Origin of the sequence: Terrabacter sp. RAF57 (assembly GCF_052113925.1) — a bacterium.
In the GTDB taxonomy this organism is placed as follows: domain Bacteria; phylum Actinomycetota; class Actinomycetes; order Actinomycetales; family Dermatophilaceae; genus Terrabacter.
In genome coordinates this window covers 26336-43938 of record NZ_JBFRDT010000026.1, presented here as the reverse complement: position 1 = coordinate 43938, position 17603 = coordinate 26336, and the positions used below count along the sequence as shown (strand labels likewise).

Genomic DNA, 17603 nt, shown 5'->3' with positions numbered 1-17603 from the left:
AGCGGTCACCGCCTCCTCACGACTGGCGGGCGCACGGTCTGCCGCAAGACCTCGCAGGATCAGATTCGGAGAGTGCTGACCCGCCAGCCGCTACCGGAACCGAGCCTCCCAGCACAGCCAGGCACTCGGCTAGAACCCATGAGATCCGGATGTTGGCTGACGGTCCTCGGTACATCGGGGCCGCAGTGTGTGTTCCGGGGCTCGGCGGGACGGCACGAACGCACCTGCGCAGCCGGTCAACGCCGGTCAAGTGAACGCTCTAGTGCCAGACACCCCTTCTGGCTCAGGTGGAGCGTCAAGAGTTCAGCACTGAGAACGGCCTACCGATCAAGCCATTGACGGCTTCGTCGTAGTCGAAGGCGACCATTGCGGCTGGGCAAGGTCACGCGTTCGTGGGCAGCGGGCCCGGAGCGGCACGAGGTTGGCGAGCCCGTCGGCGGCTTCGTCGTTGCCCTTCGGGCCGCGCTGAAGGTGAGCCTCCGGAACCTTCTGGCCCCTGGTTTGCACAAAGCGTTGCTTGCCACCGTCATCTGCTTGTCAGCGACCGGGGGAAGACCCGGGGCTAACGGTCCTTGGCTAGATCGTTAGGACTGCGCACCGCGAGGTCGAGCGAGGCGACGATAGAAGTGAGCGTCCAAACGCCCGCCATAGCCAAGCCCCAAACCACGGGAACCGTCGCGTCCAGGTGCCCCTTTGCCAGGACAGCGGACGCCGTCGCGGCCGAGGCTGCGGCGGTTCCTGCGATCAGTAGTGCTTCCACGGTCAGCAGGGACACGACCGAGGTGGCGGATGTGCCGGACATGCGGTAAACGGCAATTTCGCTTGCACGGAGGCGAGTGCTGATTGCTGTGGCCAAGGCGCCCAGCGCTCCAAGAAGTAGGGGAAGCCAGCGGCTCGGGCGCTTGAGGTACGTGTCCACCGGGTCATTGGTCGGCACTAGCAATTCGGTGGACGTCACCGCGTTCCCGCTCGTGTGTAGTTGTGCGGCGAGGGCGTCCCTTGTCGTTTGCGCGTCTGCGAAGGGATCGAGGATGACTACGCAATGTTCGCTTGTGCTCGCACTGGCCCGGGGCGGGAGGGTGATGCCGAAGCCAGTGCCTAGACCTTCTGCGTGTGGCTCCGCAACCACGGCTTTTGCTGGTTCGTCACCGATGCGGACGACGAAGCCTCCGGACGCATGATCGGATAGCTTGGGTCCGACGAGCAGGTCGGCGTCCTTCAATTCGGGGAATAGGGTGATGCTGGCCCGCTGGGCAGGGAGGCGGTTGCCCACTGGAAGCACGTTGAGCTCCCGCTCTGGTTCGAGAACCCCGGCAGCCCGGACCCCGGACTGTGTCGCAAGCGCCTCACATGAGGCTCGAGAGATGAGGGTTGGTTCTTCGGGCTTCAACGCAGAGAAGGTGAGGACGTTGTGTCCGTCGTCCGCGAGGGCCTGAACTTCCTTCCGCAGTGATTCGGTTTCGACGAGTATGAAGGCACTTGAACCGGAGCCGGCGAGTACGGCGAGCGCAAGGACAGGAAACATGCGCGACCCAGCTCCGAAGACATTCTTGAATGCCTCGCGGATGAGCAGGTGCGGGCGCCAGCGGTCAGTTGCCATGGTTTTCCAGGGTCCGAAGATGGACGGCGGCTGAGGCCGAACTGACGAGGATGGGGTCGTGCGTTGCCACTACGATTGTGGCGCGAGCTCTGAGCTCATGGAGGATTTGCGCGATCAACTCAGTGTTGGTCGCGTCAAGGTTGGCGGACGGTTCGTCGGCAAGGATCAGCTCCTTGCCCGAGGCCAAGGCGCGAGCGAGCGCAAGCCGCTGCAACTCGCCTCCTGAAAGCCGGCGCGCCTGCTGTTGAAGCCGGTCACCGAGATGAACGAGCTCCAGGGCCTCGACTGCTCGCTCCCGCGCGTCGCTGAGTCGTGCGCCGGAGCTTAAGGGGGCGATGGCCACGTTCTCCAGGGCGCTTCGACGAGCTAGGGCGTTAGAACCTTGGGGCACCCAGGCAACACGGCTCGGGTCCGGAGGTAAGGGTGCGGGGCCTGAACCGTGAAACTCGATGCATCCGGCGCTGAGCGACTGGTAGCCGGAAAGGGCGGCGAGCAGTGTCGATTTGCCGCTCCCGGAGGGACCGACGAGGGCGGTCACTTGGCCTGAAGCAAAATGCGTAGTCAACCCAGAGAACACGATGCGGTTGCCAAAGTGCACCGCTGCATCGAGAACCTCGATCTGCATAGGTGAGCTCACGTGCACCCGGCGAGGACGTTTGCGGGGAGGCTGAGAGGATCCCGAGCAACCTGGTCGTCCACCAAAGCCGAGTCCACGACCACGACGCCCAGCTCGCCCGCGGCGCCCCGCAACGTCCCCAAGGGCAAGGGATTCCAAGTCCCCCTCTCCAGGCGGAAGAGGCACTGGGCGCCAGACATCGTCATGTAGACGGCAGTGCTTGGCACGACGGCACGTTCCTGGGCGCGTGAGAGCCTGATCAGGCCGCCGACGTATTGTTCCGGCGCGCCTCCGCCGCCACCTCCGGTCATCTGCGCAGCGCCGGTAGTAACGGCCTCGCGCAGGCTGGTGTAGACGGCGGTCAACTCTCCAGCGGTCGGCTTCAGACCAGACATGGCTATCTCTCGGTCGCCGAAAGTCAGGGTGAGCGCCCCCTTCTGCAGCGGCGCTAGAGACGAGCCTTGGCTCGCGGGTGTGATCGAGATGTCCGTTGGCGTCGGTGCTAGGCCAAGGACTGGGTCACCGACGGCAACCGGACTGGCGAGGGTCACAGAGGCTTCGCCAATGGCTGTCGCGGAATTCGGCACGAAAGCGACGTAGCTTGGCCGGAACACGCCGTCCTGAGGCACGCGCAGCCGCTTCTGCAAGCCCGTGACAGCGGCCTTCACCGTCGGCCCGAAGGTGCCGCTCACCTTCCGCCGGTCGAGTAAGCGGGCATCCGACAAGAATTGGCTCAGCAGGGCCACTTCAGGCCCCGTCTCGCCAGATCGAAGCTCTCGGTACAGAGGCGTTCGGCCGCGATGCGCCAGGACCGGCACGCCGTCAACGGCAAAAAGTTCCTCACCCGATTGAATCGGGCCAGCATCTTGGGCGATGCTGGTGACAATTCCGGCCACGGGCGATCGCACCTCGCCGAGCTGCTTCAGCTCGATATTTACGAGTACGGAGGTGCGGTAGTCCGTGCTACGGCTCCCCACTTTGACCAGGGACGGCTCGTCCGGTGCAACGCTGGCAACCTCGCGCTTGCTCGCCAACGGGACAGCTATAGCGATAGCCGCCACCGGCACGGCCCACAAGGTCACGAGAACCACAACCGGCACCCAAGAGCCCGCCCAAGACCTGAATCTTGGGCGGGCTCGACGACGGGCGCTCATCCGCGGATCCTAGCAACCGGGGCAGGCCCGCTAGCGAAAGCAATCACGAAGAGTGACCCCTTCTTCGCGCATCTGCATGTCCACCTTCGCCCGCGTGTCACCGGGCTCGACGCCGCGTTTCCGCAGACAGTCACGCAGGTGTTGTGTTTCCTGCGAACCGTTCTGCACTCCATCCGACGTCTGCCACAGGATGTCAACGAAGTTGAACTCGGCGTGGTAACACTTCTTTTCGGCGCCGCTCTGAACGGCAGCGTCCGGCATCGCGAACTCGTACATCGCGTGCTTTAGTTCGACCTGACCCAGTTCGTAACCAGCCGCGCTCAGGCACTCGCGGAAACGCTGGAAAGCGGCTCTGTACTCGCTGGCGTCGACCTTGTTGTCCCTGATCTCGGCGGCTTGCGCCTCGGACGCCAGGGACAGGTCCATGCCGTGGAGAGCGTTACCAGCACTCGCTGTTGGCTCCTCCACGGAGGGGGAGGAGCATCCCGACAGCATGGCGATCAAAAGCACGAGTCCGGAGCGCCATATTACTGGTTTCATTGCATCTACAGAGTGGAGTAAAAGGAGAGGGGGCCAACGGAGGTCGAGTGCTGGGCCCTAAAGGGGTTCGTTCCGGAGAGGATTTGGCTGACACCGCCCTGTCCATACGCGCAGTACTTCCACGCGGTCCAGCTCGACCCACCGATGTGGGCGTAGTTGACTCGAACTCCGAGCACCCCGCAGGTATTCGGGGCATCGTCGTAGGTGCCCCCGCCGTTGTTCTCAGTGAACCCGACAACGACGGCGGAATTGCCACAGGTTCTTGAAGTAGAACCAGCATGTGCGGGTGCGGCAAGCGCGACCGCAAGCGCGACCGCAAGCGCGGCTCCGCATGCCAGCGCCAAACCTGAATGTGCAATACGAGGCATCGTTGCTCCGTCCAGCCTTGTGCCGATTTCTTTGGGCGGCCCCTGTGCTTGGAGCAGGCTAGCAGTGGCACCCAGTTGCGTCCAGCAACCTCTCAGGTAGTTCTCAGGGTCCCCGTTCCAAAGTGCGTTGCCGCCGGATGTGGCGCTGTTGTGGTGTGGTTTCGGTAAGACGAGGTGGTGCGGCCCAGGGGGAGGGCCTGCCGTCGAGGCTTTGCTCGGGCGGCTCATGCCTCCAAGACAGTGAGATCGAGGGCACGGAGCGGATACCCGAGCGCGGTGAAGTCGGTTGACGCTGGACCGACTTGACGGCCGGGGTGCTGGGGCCGTGACGGCAGGTCCCGTTCGCGCCCGGTGCACACGACCGGCGTTCGCTAACGCCGGTGTATCGGCCGCTCCAGACGATCTCACGTCCGGAGCAATTGCCTGACGCCTGGACAGTCAGTGAGTGTCGGCGAAAGGACACCCAAATGACCCACATGATCTCCAGTCCCCCACTGAGGCAGGATCTCGAGATCTCCGATGGAAGCGGTCGGCGAGGGTCGACGAGCGCCGAGGACAACGTGTCAACGGCGGCTGAAATCGAACCCCCTTTGCGACGGGTGAAATCGGCCCTTTTCCCTGTTGGTCATGTCAGTCCTCGGCTCCCAGGGGCGTAGGGACGCGGCCAAGGTCGCGGTTCTTGAGCCGGTAGGAGTCGCCTTTGAGGTTGACGACGTCGGCGTGGTGGACGAGCCGGTCGATCATCGCGGCGGCCACGACGTCGTCGCGAGACCTCGCCCCAGCGGCCGAAGGGCTTGTTGCTGGTGACGATCAGCGCGGCTCGTTCGTAGCGGGAGGACACGAGCTGGAAGAACAGGTCGCGGCCTCGGGCTCGAAGGGGATGTAGCCGACCTCGTCGAGCTATGCGGATGTCCGCATAGCTCGACCTATACCGACAACGCGACTATGCCGAGGGGCACGCTGGCCGGCGGTGGGCAGCCTGAAGGGTGAAGCGGTCCACGACGCCGGGGGCCTGCGAGCGTCGGCATAGTTGCGGCTCAGGTCGGCGGCCTGACGCGAGGCGATCATCACCGCGAACAGCATCCGGGAGTAGCCCGCAGCCATCACCAACACCGGCGGCCGGCCCAGCTGACCGTACCCGAGCGGGACATCGACCGGCGGGAACTGAGCGAACGCACTGTCATCGGCATGTGGGTGAAACTTCGACCGCGCGACACGCGGCGTGTTTCTTCGTGGTTCGGCGCCCTGGGCGTGGATGGTGGTGAGTGCGGACACACCACACAAAAGACCTGAACTGACAAAAACTGCGGGCTTGATGCCCTGGGGGTCGGCTCCCCACCCCGGCCAGAGGCCATCCACACGAATAGCAGCCACACACAAGACACGCATCTTCTAGTCCGCGATCTTCTTCGTGATCTCTTTACGTGGCCGGCGCGTGAGCAACCCCCGCGGCGCCGGCTCTCCTTCTCAACCAGCTTAATGGCCGCCCTTTCGGACCGGGTGTGTCGTGCAGCCGCGGGGTTGCATCAGCTGCACGGCACACCCACCCGGACCGCTAGGGAAGGGGGTGGCCGTCATGACCCGGGAAACACGCGACCGCCTCTGGGGTGCCCTGCCCTTGCGCCCCATCGAACATCCAGCCGCGGAGGGTCATCCGCTGGACCTGGGCCATCTCGACGCGGCGACCGAGGCCCAGGTCCTGGCCCGGTTGCTGTCGCGGGACTTCGACGCCTGGTCCGAGGCCGCCTCCCGGGTTGGTCACTGCGCCAGACCGATTCGGCTGCATGGCTCATCGCAGACCATCGACGTAGCCACGGGTGAGGTCCTGGCCTCGTTCTCTTCAGCCGACAGTCCGCTCGGGGTGCTGCACGTCCGTTGCGGCAACCGACGCTCCGCCGACTGTCCCTCCTGCTCGCGCATCTACGCCGCGGACACCTTCCACCTGATCCGGGCCGGGGTCGTCGGCGGCAAAGGCGTCCCCGGCACCGTGTCGGAGAACCCGCTCGTGTTCGCGACCCTCACCGCGCCGTCCTTCGGACAGGTGCACGGCACGAGGAGTGGTCGCCGCTGCCGCCCCTACCGAGGTAAGGACCAGCCGGACCGGTGCGCGCATGGCCGGCCGGCGGTCTGCCATGCGACGCACGTTGAGGGTGACCCGATGCTCGGGCAGCCCCTGTGCGGGGACTGCTACGACTACGCCTCGCACATCGTGTGGCAGTGGTGGGCGCCGGAGCTGTGGCGCCGGTTCACCATCGCCCTGCGCCGTGTCCTGGCGCGGATGTTTGGGATCAGCGCGGACCGGCTCGCGAAGATCGCGACCGTCCAGTTCGCCAGGGTCGCCGAGTACCAGCTGCGCGGCCTGGTCCACTTCCACGCCCTCGTCCGCGTCGACGGCAAGGCCACCGACGACGACTCGCACGCGCCGGCCCCGGCCGGGATCACCGCGGCCCTGCTCTCGACTGCGATCGAGACTGCCGCCGCCTCGGTGTGGTTCGACGCCCCGCCCCTGTTCGGCGGGGACCTCGTCCGTCGGCTCCGGTTCGGCAGCCAGGTCGACGCGCGACCGGTCCGTGACGCCCATCGAACCGACGATCCGGAGAGGCAGCTCGAGGCCGAGCAGGTCGCCGGCTACCTCGCGAAGTACGCGACGAAGTCCGCGACCGACTCGACCGACACGACGAGCCCGCACCTGCACCGGCTTCGTTCGACGATCGCCCAGACCGTCGACCGGCAGCGCTTCGAAGCGGCCGCCACCGACGCACCGATGGCCGAGTATCCCTACGCGCTGCTCGGCAAGTGGGCCCACATGCTTGGCTTCCGCGGCCACTTCTCCTCCAAGTCCCGCCGCTACAGCGTCACCCTCGGACGGCTGCGCCGCGCCCGCGTCCGGTTCCAGCGCCGCCTCGCCACCGCCACCCGCGAGGGACGCGCCCTCGATGCCCGGGAGCTCGAGGACCTCCTCGAAGACGATGACACCGAGACCACCCTCGTCGTCGGCCACTGGACCTACGCCGGGTCCGGCTGGGACACGGACGGCGACGCCGAGCTCGCCAAGGCCGCTGCCGCCCGGGCACGCGAGTACGCACAGGAACGGGCAGCGAGCAAACACCAGAACGGCTGACAGAGAAAGGAGTTCGGACATGGAACCAGACCAGCCAAAGCAGGAGAAGGCCCCGCCCCTCCCGGTGCTGCTGACCTCTCGCGAGGTAGCAGTCGCGCTGCAGGTCTCACCGGCAACGCTGTGCCGCTGGCGCCAGACGGGACACGGCCCGCGGGTCGTGTGGCTGTCGCCGTGCGCCCCGCGCTACCGGCCCGAGGACGTGACCAAGTGGCTCGAACGGATGGCGGCATGAGCATCAGCAAGATGCCCAACGGTCGCTTTCGGGCTCGGCTCAAGAGCGGGCGGGTGGGCGTCGCCAGCAAGGTCTTCGACACCCGCCGCGAGGCCAAGGCGTGGCTCGACCGGGAGCGAGCAGCCTTGGCCGGCGGCGTCGACCCGCGCGCCGGTCGTGAACGGGTCAGGCCCCTCGTCCAGCGGTGGCTCCAGGTCCGGCGGGTCACCGTGGCCGCGAAGACCTACCGCGCCGATCAGGACCTGCCGCGCCTCATGCCGACGAGCATGTTGGCCCTCCAGGTGTCGGCGGTCTCCGGACGTGAGGTCGCCCGCTCCTTCGAGGCGCTGTTGGCTGTCGGTCTCGCGGAGGGGTCGGTCGTTCGGTACCGCGCCAGCCTGTCGTCCTTCTTCAGCTGGTGCGTGCGCGAGAAGCTGATCCTGGCCAACCCGGTCACCGGGGTGCGGGTGCCGCGGCAGTCCGACGAGGCCGACGAGATGGACCCCTTCAGCGAGGCCGAGCTCGAGGAGGTCTACGCGACGTGGCACGCGGCCTCGCCACGCCTCGCCGACATCCTCCTCGTCCTGGCCTGGACAGGTCTGCGCTGGGCGGAGGCCCGCTCGCTGCGAGTGGCCGACGTCGTCGAAGTCCCGACGCCTGGTCTTCTCGTGCGCCGGTCGCAACCCGAGGGCGGCGCGGTCAAGTCGACCAAGGGCAGGTCGTCCCGGCGCGTCCCCCTCGCCAACCGCGTGCTGCCGATCGTCCTGGGCCTGTGCGCCGGCAAGGCTCCCGGCGACCTGGTCCTGACGACCGAGCGTGGGTCGCAGCTGCACCGGTCGGCGGTCCTGCGCACCCTGCAGTGGCCGACGACCGGTCGAGGGCGTCGGATCCACGACCTGCGCCACACCGCGGCGTGCCTCTGGCTGGCCCGTGGCGTCGACCCCGGGACCGTCCAGGCGTGGATGGGTCACGAGTCCATCGGCACCACGAACCGCTACCTGCACTTCCTCGGAACGGGTGCCGATCTGGCCGGTCTGGCGAGGCTCAATGTGACCCCGGGGGACACCGGGGGGACACATCGGCAGGAGACGGGCGGATGACAAAGAGAGAACCCCGCCCCTCGCGGCGTGTTTCCGCAGGTGGGACGGGGTTTCTGTCTGGTGGAGCTGAGGGGATTCGAACCCCTGACCTTCTCATTGCGAACGAGACGCGCTACCAACTGCGCCACAGCCCCTTGGTGCGAAGGAACGATAACACCACGCCGACCGGCATACCCAATCGACCCGCGCCCGCAGATCGTGGTGGATCGTCGGCACCCAGCGCCGGCAAAGCACCGCGACTAGGACGTCGAGGACGCCTTCGGCGTCGCCGCCGACGGCGTCGGCGCCGTGGACGTCTCAGTCCCAGAAGGGCTGGGCGAAGGCGTCGGCTTGCCGGCCTCGGCGATGGCCTTCTCGAGCGCGGCGACCGTCGCGGCATCGACCGTCCCGGTGGCAGGGACGTCGAGCTCGGCCTGGAACTTCTGGAGCGCCTCCGTCAGGGCAGGTGTCCACCGTCCGTCGACGGGACCGTCCCAGAAGCCGGCGAGCTTGAGGGTCTGTTGCACGGCGGCCGTCGACGCGAGCTCCTCCTGCGCGGCCGCGCCTCCCTTCGTCTGCAGGTCGGACTGGAGGGCCTCCTGCGTCGCCTTGTCGACCGTGCCGGTGACCGGCAGTCCGTGGGCCTTCTGCAGCGCCTGCACGGCGTCGACCGTCGACGGCCCGTACACGCCGTCGACCTTGCCGGTGAAGTACCCGGCCTCGCTGAGGGACTTCTGCAGCGTGGCCGTGTAGTCGTGCACCGCCGTCTGGGCGGACTTCTGCGCCTCGTCGGTCAGACAGCCTGCGTCGGCGAACAGGGCCAGCCACGACATCTCGAGCGCCACTGCCGCGGCGTTGAACTGCTGGGAGGCCTGGCGCAGGGGCGTCTGAGCGCCGATGCCCTCCTGAGCTGCCGTGAACTCCGTCTCGGCCTGCGTGACCCGGTTCACCGTCGCCGGCGGCACGGTCGGTGTCGGGCTCTGGCTCGCCGCCGGGGTCGTGGCGCTCGACGATGACCCAGCCGTGGTGTTCCCCGCGGCCGCGGCTGCCTGGGCGGCCGCCAGCTCCTGCTCTGCCGTCACCACCGCCGCCCGGGCGTCGACCGCGGCCGTGGCGGCTGCCGTGGCGTCCGCACGCGGCTGCTCGAGGTCGGCACCTGCCGTCTGCACGTCCCCCACCGTCGGGGCCGTCGCCGTCAGCACGTCCCCGTAGCGGTCGACCGCCGTGACGTAGTCGGCCGCCGTGGTGCAGAAGTGCGCCGCTGCCGCCGCGGCGTCCGTCCGTGCCTTGGCCAGCGCCTGCTCCTTGACGGACACCCGCGCATCGGGCAGTGCCGTCCCGGTGCTGCAGGCCGCAAGGGCCAGCACGATCGCCACCGCGCAGCCCCCGACGCGGACCCGACTCCGGCGGCGCGCGCCGGATGGACGCCCTCCGACCTCCGTGCGCTCGGAGGTGTCGGACGGGCCGGTCAGGGGCAGCACGGCAGCTCACCCACGTCAGACCAGCGCCTTGGCCTTGAGAGCGTCGAACTCGTCCTGGGTGATGGTCCCGGAGTCGAGCAGCCCCTTCGCGCTGGCGATCTGGGCCGCCGGGCTCTCCGCCGCCTGCGAGCCGGCCGCCTGACGGATGTACTCGTCCTGCTGGGCCTTCATCTGGGCCATCTCCGTCATCTGACGCTCGGTCATGCTGCGCCCACGGGCGATGAGGTAGATCAGGGCGCCCAACCAGGGCACGAGGATGAGCAGAACGGCCCAGCCGGCCTTGCCCCATCCGCTGAGCTCGCGGTCACGGAACAGGTCGAAGATGCAGCGGAACCACACGGTGATCGCGGCGATCCAGATGAAGAACCAGAAGCTCCACAGCAGAACGTCCCAGAAGTTGTTCGTGATGTTGTCCATGTCAGTCCCCTCGGTGCGGTGTGGCGATGATCAGGGCGCTGACGTGCGCCGTTGACCTCAGCCTGCCCACGGAACCGGCGAGGTGCCTCAACCGCTGAGGGTGAACCGTTCCGACGAAAACCGCCTGGAGCTGCCGGCCTTCCCAAGCGTGCCCGGCCTCACGTTCCCCCCGACGTGCTGTCCGGGGCTGCCATCTCACGTGCTCTTTCATACTTTGGGGGTGATGTTCACCTCGCGCTCAACCGTGACGGTGGGATCGGTGGGAGGGCTCTCGTGGGGCCCCGGGCGGCGAGTGGACCGAATGACATCGTTCGCTCGGGGCAGCACGACACCGGACAGAAGCCACACGAGAGACAGGGCATCGGTGATGGGTTCCGACACAAGTTCCAGGCCGGGAGTCAGCGTCGGCCCCACCAGCGAGTTCAGCTTGTTCTTCCACGTCAAGCCGGGACACGGTGAAGCTCTCCACCAGGCCCTTCGGGACCTGCAGGACGCGCCCGGCTACCGACCCGGCGACTACGAGATGCCGATCGCCTCCATCCACGAGGCACGCTTCGTCCCCTTCGACGACGACACGCGGCTTCTCTTCGCCACGAGCTTCGACGGCCCCTGGGACGCGTACATGGAGGACTTCGCGTCGAAGCCGCTCAAGCTGTTCGACTCGATCTTCCAGCACGTCGTGGGCTACGAGGGACTCCCGTCGTTGCAGGCGGTCAAGGACTTCATCCTCAGTGCCCAGCAGACCGCCGGAGGCTACGCCCGCAACTACGGCGGCACGGTGAAGCAGATCCGGAAGGCCATCACGGTCAACGACGCGTTCCAGGAGGTCCTCGACGACCCCGGGGCAGCCGACGCCTTGCAGCACCCAGCGCTGCGACCGCTGCTCGACGTGGCCGCGGACTAGTCGACAGCCCTACCTCGGGAGCGTATGCATGTCCGACCACATCTCCGGCCCGCGCGCGCTGGCCGAGCCGATCGCCGACATCACCGACGTGTACGCCTTCCCGAGCCCGCAGCGGCCCGGACGTCTGGTGCTCGTCATGAACACGCTGCCGTTCGCCCAGCCCGGCGATCACTTCTCGGACGGGCTCATCTACCGGTTCCGCCTGCGCCAGCTCGCGGCCCGCGCCGGCGGCGGCGGCCCCAGACTGTTCGACATCGCCGAGCGCGAGGTCACGGTCGACGTCGTCTTCGACGAGCCGGACGCGGAGGATCCGCACGCGCAGGACGGCGTGGTCCGCACCTCGGGCGGCGTCAGCCAGTCGTTCCGTGCCGGGGAGCGGAGCGGCGGCTCCACCGACCCGTTGCGCGTCTTCGCCGGCGTCCGCTGGGACCCGTTCTTCATGGACGCTCCTGCCGCGTTGAAGACCATCGCCACCGGGGAGCTCAGCTTCGCGCAGCCCGGGACCATCTTCCTCGACGGCAAGAACGTCCTCAGCATCGTCCTCGAGCTCGACGTGGCCACCCTCCTGGGCGCGGATGCCGCTCTCGTGGGCGTCATCGCGGAGACCCTGACCCGCGGCAGGTTGAACGTCCGCATCGAGCGCGTCGGCCGGCCCGAGGTCAAGAACCTCATGCTCGCGCCGAAGCAGTTCGACCAGGTGAACCGCGACCTCGAGATCCGCGACCTCTACAACATGGAGGACGGTTTCCACCTCGCCGAGGGGTACAAGGGCGCCTACCGGGCTCGACTGGACGCCAACCTCGCCTTCTGGGACGGCCTCGACGGCAAGACGGACTGGTCGGTCGACGAGAGCGGAGCGCATGCCCTGCGCGGGGTCATGCTCGACGACTTCCTCGTCGTCGACGTCAGCAAGCCGTACGCGGAGCGTGGCACGTTCTTCGAGATCGAGCGAGCGCTGATGAACGGGGAGGCGCACCGCACCTGCGGTGGGCGCGCCCTCAACGACGACGTGATGGACACGATCTTCACCCTGCTCGTCACCGCCGGCCTCGGGCCCGCCGTCAGCGACGGCGTCGATGGGGCGAGCATGCCTGCCTCGACCTCCTTTCCGTACCTCGCCGACCCGAACCCGGAGCCACCCGTGCCGCCGGCCCACATCTAGGTCGGGCCGTGAACCCGCCGACGCCTGCCTCCATCACGAGCGCCTCCCCGGGGGCCGGCACCGCCGAGACGACCGGTGCGCCCGCGGGGCTCCCGCTCGAGATCGACGACATCCAGGGCGGCGCCCTCTACGAGCGGCCGTCGCCGTACGTCGGCACCTACCTGCTCCTCCAGATCCACGAGGCCGCCGACGGGCGGGAGCTCATCCGACGGCTGCTCCCTCTCCTGGAGCCGGGGCCGGCCTCCGCAGCACCGCGGTCCGGCGCCTGGTTGACCGTGGCGTTCACCTACGAGGGCCTCAGGGTGCTCGGTGTCCCGCAGGAGTCCCTGGACAGCTTCGCCCCGGAGTTCCGGGAGGGGATGGCGGCCCGCGCGGCCGAGCTCGGTGACGTCGGCGCGAGCAGCCCTGAGCACTGGGAGAAGCCTCTGGGCACCCGTGACGTGCACGTCGCGCTGGCCGCTCTCGCCCCTGATGCCGCCACCCTCGAGACGGTGGTCGCCCGGGCCCGCCACGCGCAGGAGGAGATCCCGGGCGTCGAGGTGATCTGGCGCCAGGACTGCTACCAGCTGCCCACCGGACGCACGTCGTTCGGCTTCAAGGACGGAATCGGGCAGCCCGCCGTGGAAGGAGTCGGGACGCCGACCACGAACCGCGGGGAGCCACCCATCAAGGCGGGCGAGTTCATCCTCGGCTACCCCGACGAGACCGGCGGCCTCGCCCCGGTGCCGACCCCGGAGGTCCTCGGCCGCAACGGCACGTACATCGTCTTCAGGAAGCTGCACACCCGCGTCGCCGCCTACCGCCAGTACCTCCGCGACAAGGCGACGACGCGTGAGGAGGAGGCTCTGCTCGGCGCCAAGATGGTCGGGCGATGGCAGAGCGGCGCGCCGCTCGTCCTCTCCCCCGACGAGGACGACCCCGGGCTCGGCAGGGACGCCGGTCGCAACAACGACTTCGGCTACACCTCGGACCTGCGCGGCTTCAAGTGCCCCGCCGGAGCCCATGCCCGACGCGCCAACCCGAGGGACTCACTCGAGCACGAGATGAGCGTCGACGTGCGACTGCACCGCATGATCCGCCGGGGTACGAGCTACGGTCCGATGCTGCCCGACGGTGTCCTCGAGGACGACGGCGAGGACCGGGGCATCATCTTCGTCTTCGCCGGGGCCCACCTCAAGCGCCAGTTCGAGTTCGTCAAGACGCAGTGGCTCAACGACGGGATCTTCATCGGCGCGCCCGCCGAGAAGGACCCCCTCGTCGGGGCGACCGACGGGTCCGGCGCCTTCACCATCCCGCAGCACCCCATCCGTCGCAGGTTGCCGGACGTGCCGCCCTTCGTGGTCACCCGGGGCGGCGAGTACTGCTTCGCCCCGGGGCTGCGAGCGCTGCGGTGGCTCTCCGAGCTCCCTGAAGGCTGACCAACCGAACGAGGAGAGCGCATGTCCGACACGACCGGCACCGACCGCTGGAAGGCCCTTGACTTCGCGCCGCCTCCCCCCGACGAGGACGCGGCCGAGCCCTCCGTGCTCGTCGAGTACGTGGCCGGGGACAGCGTCGCCGTGATCACCCTGAACAGGCCTCTCGCCGACAACGCCATCACGACCGAGATGGGCGCACGCCTGACCGAGGTGCTCGAGACGATCGCCGTCCGGCCCGCCATCCGCGTCGCCATGATCACCGGCGCCGGTGCGCGGGCCTTCTCGGTCGGCAGCGACCTGCGCCAGCGCCAGAGCATGACGAAGGAGCAGTGGCTGCGGCAGCGGCAGGACTTCGACCGCACCCTCTACACACTCCGCCAGCTCCGCAAGCCGATCTTCGCCGTCGTCAACGGGATCGCGTACGGCGGCGGTTCCGAGATCGCCCAGAGCACGGACTTCATCATCGCGTCGGAGAACGCCACCTTCGGCCAACCCGAGGCCATGATCGGGCTCTCGGCCGGAGGCGGCTCACCGGCGCTGCTCCCCCGCCTCCTACCACGGGGACGGGCCCTGCAGATGCTCCTGACCGGAGACCCCGTCACGGCGCACGAGGCCCACCGGATCGGGATGGTCAACGAGCTGCACCCGCAGGCGGACCTCATGTCTCGCGCGCTGGCCATCGCGGAGAAGATCGCGAGCAACTCGCCGACCGCCGTCCAGGCCGTCAAACGTGCGGTTCACCTGGGTGAGGGACAGCCGATCGAGCAAGCCGTCGCGATCATGATGGACGCCCACTGGCGCTCCGCCGTGCACCCCGATCGGGTCGAAGGGATCGGCGCCTTCAACGAGAACCGAGACCCCCACTTCCAGGACTCGGACTACTGACCGACCCGTGATCGACACCCCTGCTCGACCCCCTGCTCGACCCCCTGATCGACGAGGAGCCCACCATGCTGGTTGACGACAGTCTCCGACGAGCCCGGTCCGCGCTGACGATGATCCATCAACAGCCGTTCAACGCCGAGGCCCCGCCCGAAGGGCTGACGGGCGACACCACCCCGACGGAGCAGCACTACGTGCGCAGCAACTTCGCACTGCCGGAGCACGACGGCACGCTCGAGATCGGTGGCGCCGTGGGCTCTCCCACGACGCTGACGCTGGAAGACCTGCGCGCCCTGCCGTCCGTCGAGCGAGCCGTCACGCTCGAGTGCGCGGGGAACGGCCGGCTCGAGACGCGGCCGCTGCCCGCGGGAGAGCCATGGGGGGCGTATGCCGTCTCCACCGCCGTGTGGACGGGCACCTGGCTGCGCGACGTGCTCGAGCGGACGCAGCCCGACCCCGCCGGCGTGGAGGTCCGTTTCGAGGGCGCCGACAGCGGCTCCTACCTCCTCAACCCGGTGCTCGCCCAGACCGTGAAGTCCGACCTGACGTTCGTCCGTTCGCTGACCCTCGAGCACGCTCTCGACCCGGCGGCGGAGATCCTCATCGCCTACGAGATGAACGGACGCCCGCTCGGTCGCGACCACGGGGCGCCGTTCCGGATCGTCGTGCCGGGCTGGTTCGCCGTGGCCTCGGTCAAGTGGCTCAAGAGGATCGACGTCGTCACGGAGCCGTTCGAGGRCGAGTTCCAGACCGGGCACTACGTGTACGAGTGGCCGGATCGTCCCCACGAGCGCGTGACGACGATGCGCGTGCGGGCACGCGTCACCGACCCGGCGCCGGGGGCGGTCCTCACGCCGGGCACCCACGTGATCCGCGGGAAGGCCTGGTCGGGCACCGGGCCGGTCACGAACGTCGACCTCAGCTTCACCGGCGAAGGTGACTGGAGCCCTGCCGTGGTCGAGGCCCCCCAGGGTCCGCACCAGTGGCAGAGCTGGGCCTACGAGTGGGACGTCGCCCTCCCGGGGCGGTACAGCATCCGCGCCAAGGCGACCGACGCCGCAGGCAACGAGCAGCCGGACGTCCCACCGTGGAACCGGCTCGGATACGGGAACAACGCCGTCGAGGTGTCCTACGTCGACGTGCGCTGACCGCGAGCACCCGCGGCCGCCTCGTGGGTAAGGGACGGACATGCCCCACGCAAGGATCGGCGTCTCCGGCTGGCGCTACCCCTCGTGGCGCGGCGACTTCTACCCGAAGGGTCTTCCCCAGCGACTCGAGCTGACGTACGCCGCCGAGCGGATGACGTCGATCGAGGTGAACGGCTCCTTCTACTCCCTCCAGCGTCCGAGCTCGTATGCCGCGTGGCGGGCTGCCGTGCCCGACGACGTCAACTTCGCGGTCAAGGGTGGGCGCTTCATCACCCACATGAAGGCGCTGCGCGACGTCGAGACCCCGCTGGCCAACTTCTTCGCGAGCGGGGTCCTCGCGCTCGGCCCCCAGCTCGGCCCGGTGCTGTGGCAGCTGCCGGCCCGCATCGAGTTCGACCCGAACCGCGTCCGGAGCTTCCTCCAGCTGCTGCCACGCTCGACGGGCGAGGCCGCGCGGCTGGCCGAGAAGCACGACGACAAGCTCAAGGAGGGCCGCATCCTGACGACGTGCGAGGTCGACGTCCCGATGCGGCACGCCCTCGAGCCGCGTCACGACAGCTTCGACACCGAGGAGGCCCGGGCGCTCTGCGCTGAGTACGGCGTCGCCATGGTGATCGCCGACAGCGCAGGCACGTGGCCCGTCATGGACGACGCGACGAGCGACTTCCGCTACGTGCGGCTGCACGGCGAGACCGAGCTCTACGCCAGCGGCTACACGGACGAGTCCCTCGACCGGTGGGCGCGAACCTGCCACCACTGGATGGAGCAGGGGCACGACGTCCACGTCTACTTCGACAACGACGCCAGGGGGCACGCGCCGCACGACGCGGTGGGCCTCGTCCGGCGGCTCGGGCTGTCCACGGTCGCCTGAGCCGTGGACGTAGGTCGATGCGTCCGCGCGGAGACCACGCGGCATACGGTGTCGTCACGAGAGTCCTCGGACGACGGGAGACAGTCATGACCGAGCAGCACGCGGGTGAGGCGGCGTGAACCGCGACGAGCTCCGGGCCGCGCAGGAGCCTCTCAAGGCCCGCTACCGCGAGGACCCGGGCGCGGCCCTGCACCCGGTGTCGGCGAGCGCCGTCTTCGGCGAGCCGGTCACGGTCGAGGTGCGCACCGCCGCGGGGGCGGTCCGCGCCGGGCTGCACCCGGCCACGGGCGGCGACGGGTCGGATGCGTGCTCGGGCGACATGCTCATGGAGGCGCTCGTCGCGTGCGCCGGGGTGACGCTCCACGCCGTGTCGGTCGCGTTCGGCGTCGACCTGGGCGAGGTGGAGGTTCGGGCGGCGGCGACGTTCGACGCGCGCGGCACGCTCGGTGTCGACCGGACGGCACCGGTCGGGGTCCTTGGCCCGAGGCTCGTCGCCGAGGTCACGACGGACGCCGACGACGCCACCCTGCAACGGCTCGCCACCGCCACGGAGCGCTACTGCGTCGTCGGCCAGTCGCTCCGGGAGCCACCGACGATCGAGGTGCGGCGCCGGGCGCCGCGGGACCGATAG

General features: G+C 68.6%; 16 protein-coding genes, 1 tRNA gene and 1 pseudogene. 10 read left to right on the top strand and 8 right to left on the bottom strand.

The window, feature by feature from the left end:
• Positions 1-562: 562 nt before the first annotated feature.
• From AB4Y83_RS20595 to AB4Y83_RS20575, 5 genes and pseudogenes are all read right to left on the bottom strand, one after another.
• Positions 563-1600, bottom strand: coding sequence for a hypothetical protein (locus tag AB4Y83_RS20595; RefSeq protein WP_157623356.1), 1038 nt, complete (start codon positions 1598-1600; stop codon positions 563-565).
• A complete protein-coding gene (locus tag AB4Y83_RS20590) occupies positions 1590-2225 on the bottom strand; it encodes an ABC transporter ATP-binding protein (RefSeq protein ID WP_082622740.1) in 636 nt (211 codons plus the stop codon). The genes AB4Y83_RS20595 and AB4Y83_RS20590 overlap by 11 nt, the downstream gene beginning before the upstream one ends.
• A gap of 8 nt (positions 2226-2233) precedes the next feature.
• Entirely contained in the window at positions 2234-3250 is a 1017-nt protein-coding gene (locus AB4Y83_RS20585) for a peptidoglycan-binding domain-containing protein (RefSeq protein ID WP_162260592.1), read from the bottom strand.
• Between the two features lie 150 nt (positions 3251-3400).
• On the bottom strand, positions 3401-3796 hold the full coding sequence (locus tag AB4Y83_RS20580; protein WP_056824095.1) for a hypothetical protein: 396 nt from the start codon (positions 3794-3796) through the stop codon (positions 3401-3403).
• Positions 3797-4908: 1112 nt separating this feature from the next.
• A pseudogene (locus tag AB4Y83_RS20575) lies at positions 4909-5178 on the bottom strand (ATP-binding protein); the annotation flags it as partial.
• A gap of 676 nt (positions 5179-5854) precedes the next feature.
• On the opposite strand from AB4Y83_RS20575, the gene AB4Y83_RS20570 reads away from it, so the two are divergent.
• Genes AB4Y83_RS20570 through AB4Y83_RS20560 form a run of 3 tightly spaced genes read left to right on the top strand, consistent with a single transcriptional unit; the run spans position 5855 to position 8710 of the window.
• Positions 5855-7399: a replication initiator gene (locus tag AB4Y83_RS20570; protein ID WP_442298031.1), complete on the top strand. Its 1545-nt coding sequence runs from the start codon at positions 5855-5857 to the stop codon at positions 7397-7399.
• A gap of 19 nt (positions 7400-7418) precedes the next feature.
• On the top strand, positions 7419-7631 hold the full coding sequence (locus AB4Y83_RS20565) for a helix-turn-helix transcriptional regulator (protein WP_442298030.1): 213 nt from the start codon (positions 7419-7421) through the stop codon (positions 7629-7631).
• Positions 7628-8710 carry a tyrosine-type recombinase/integrase gene (locus AB4Y83_RS20560; RefSeq protein ID WP_442298029.1) on the top strand — a complete coding sequence of 361 codons (1083 nt, stop codon included), beginning with the start codon at positions 7628-7630 and terminating at the stop codon, positions 8708-8710. Before AB4Y83_RS20565 ends, AB4Y83_RS20560 begins: the two co-directional genes overlap by 4 nt.
• A 58-nt stretch (positions 8711-8768) precedes the next feature.
• Here the strand turns inward: AB4Y83_RS20560 and AB4Y83_RS20555 are convergent.
• From AB4Y83_RS20555 to AB4Y83_RS20545, 3 genes are all read right to left on the bottom strand, one after another.
• Positions 8769-8844: transfer RNA gene (locus AB4Y83_RS20555), tRNA-Ala, on the bottom strand.
• A 105-nt stretch (positions 8845-8949) separates the two neighbouring features.
• Complete coding sequence (locus AB4Y83_RS20550; protein WP_442273780.1) at positions 8950-10065, bottom strand: peptidoglycan-binding domain-containing protein; 1116 nt, start codon at positions 10063-10065, stop codon at positions 8950-8952.
• Positions 10066-10185: 120 nt separating this feature from the next.
• Complete coding sequence (locus AB4Y83_RS20545) at positions 10186-10587, bottom strand: PLDc N-terminal domain-containing protein (protein ID WP_442273779.1); 402 nt, start codon at positions 10585-10587, stop codon at positions 10186-10188.
• A gap of 427 nt (positions 10588-11014) precedes the next feature.
• On the opposite strand from AB4Y83_RS20545, the gene AB4Y83_RS20540 reads away from it, so the two are divergent.
• The 7 genes from AB4Y83_RS20540 to AB4Y83_RS20510 all read left to right on the top strand — a co-directional run bounded on the left by AB4Y83_RS20540 (position 11015) and on the right by AB4Y83_RS20510 (position 17603).
• On the top strand, positions 11015-11491 hold the full coding sequence (locus AB4Y83_RS20540; RefSeq protein ID WP_156415619.1) for a hypothetical protein: 477 nt from the start codon (positions 11015-11017) through the stop codon (positions 11489-11491).
• Between the two features lie 28 nt (positions 11492-11519).
• Complete coding sequence (locus AB4Y83_RS20535; protein ID WP_442273777.1) at positions 11520-12653, top strand: DUF4331 family protein; 1134 nt, start codon at positions 11520-11522, stop codon at positions 12651-12653.
• Between the two features lie 8 nt (positions 12654-12661).
• Positions 12662-14071, top strand: coding sequence for a Dyp-type peroxidase (locus AB4Y83_RS20530; RefSeq protein ID WP_442298028.1), 1410 nt, complete (start codon positions 12662-12664; stop codon positions 14069-14071).
• A 21-nt stretch (positions 14072-14092) separates the two neighbouring features.
• Positions 14093-14956, top strand: a complete 864-nt coding sequence (locus tag AB4Y83_RS20525; RefSeq protein ID WP_442273775.1) for an enoyl-CoA hydratase/isomerase family protein — start codon at positions 14093-14095, stop codon at positions 14954-14956.
• A 65-nt stretch (positions 14957-15021) separates the two neighbouring features.
• Complete coding sequence (locus AB4Y83_RS20520) at positions 15022-16101, top strand: sulfite oxidase (protein ID WP_442298027.1); 1080 nt, start codon at positions 15022-15024, stop codon at positions 16099-16101.
• A gap of 40 nt (positions 16102-16141) precedes the next feature.
• Entirely contained in the window at positions 16142-16972 is an 831-nt protein-coding gene (locus AB4Y83_RS20515) for a DUF72 domain-containing protein (protein WP_442298026.1), read from the top strand.
• A 115-nt stretch (positions 16973-17087) separates the two neighbouring features.
• The gene (locus tag AB4Y83_RS20510; RefSeq protein WP_442273773.1) at positions 17088-17603 is read left to right on the top strand and encodes an OsmC family protein; all 516 of its coding nucleotides are present in this window, start codon (positions 17088-17090) and stop codon (positions 17601-17603) included.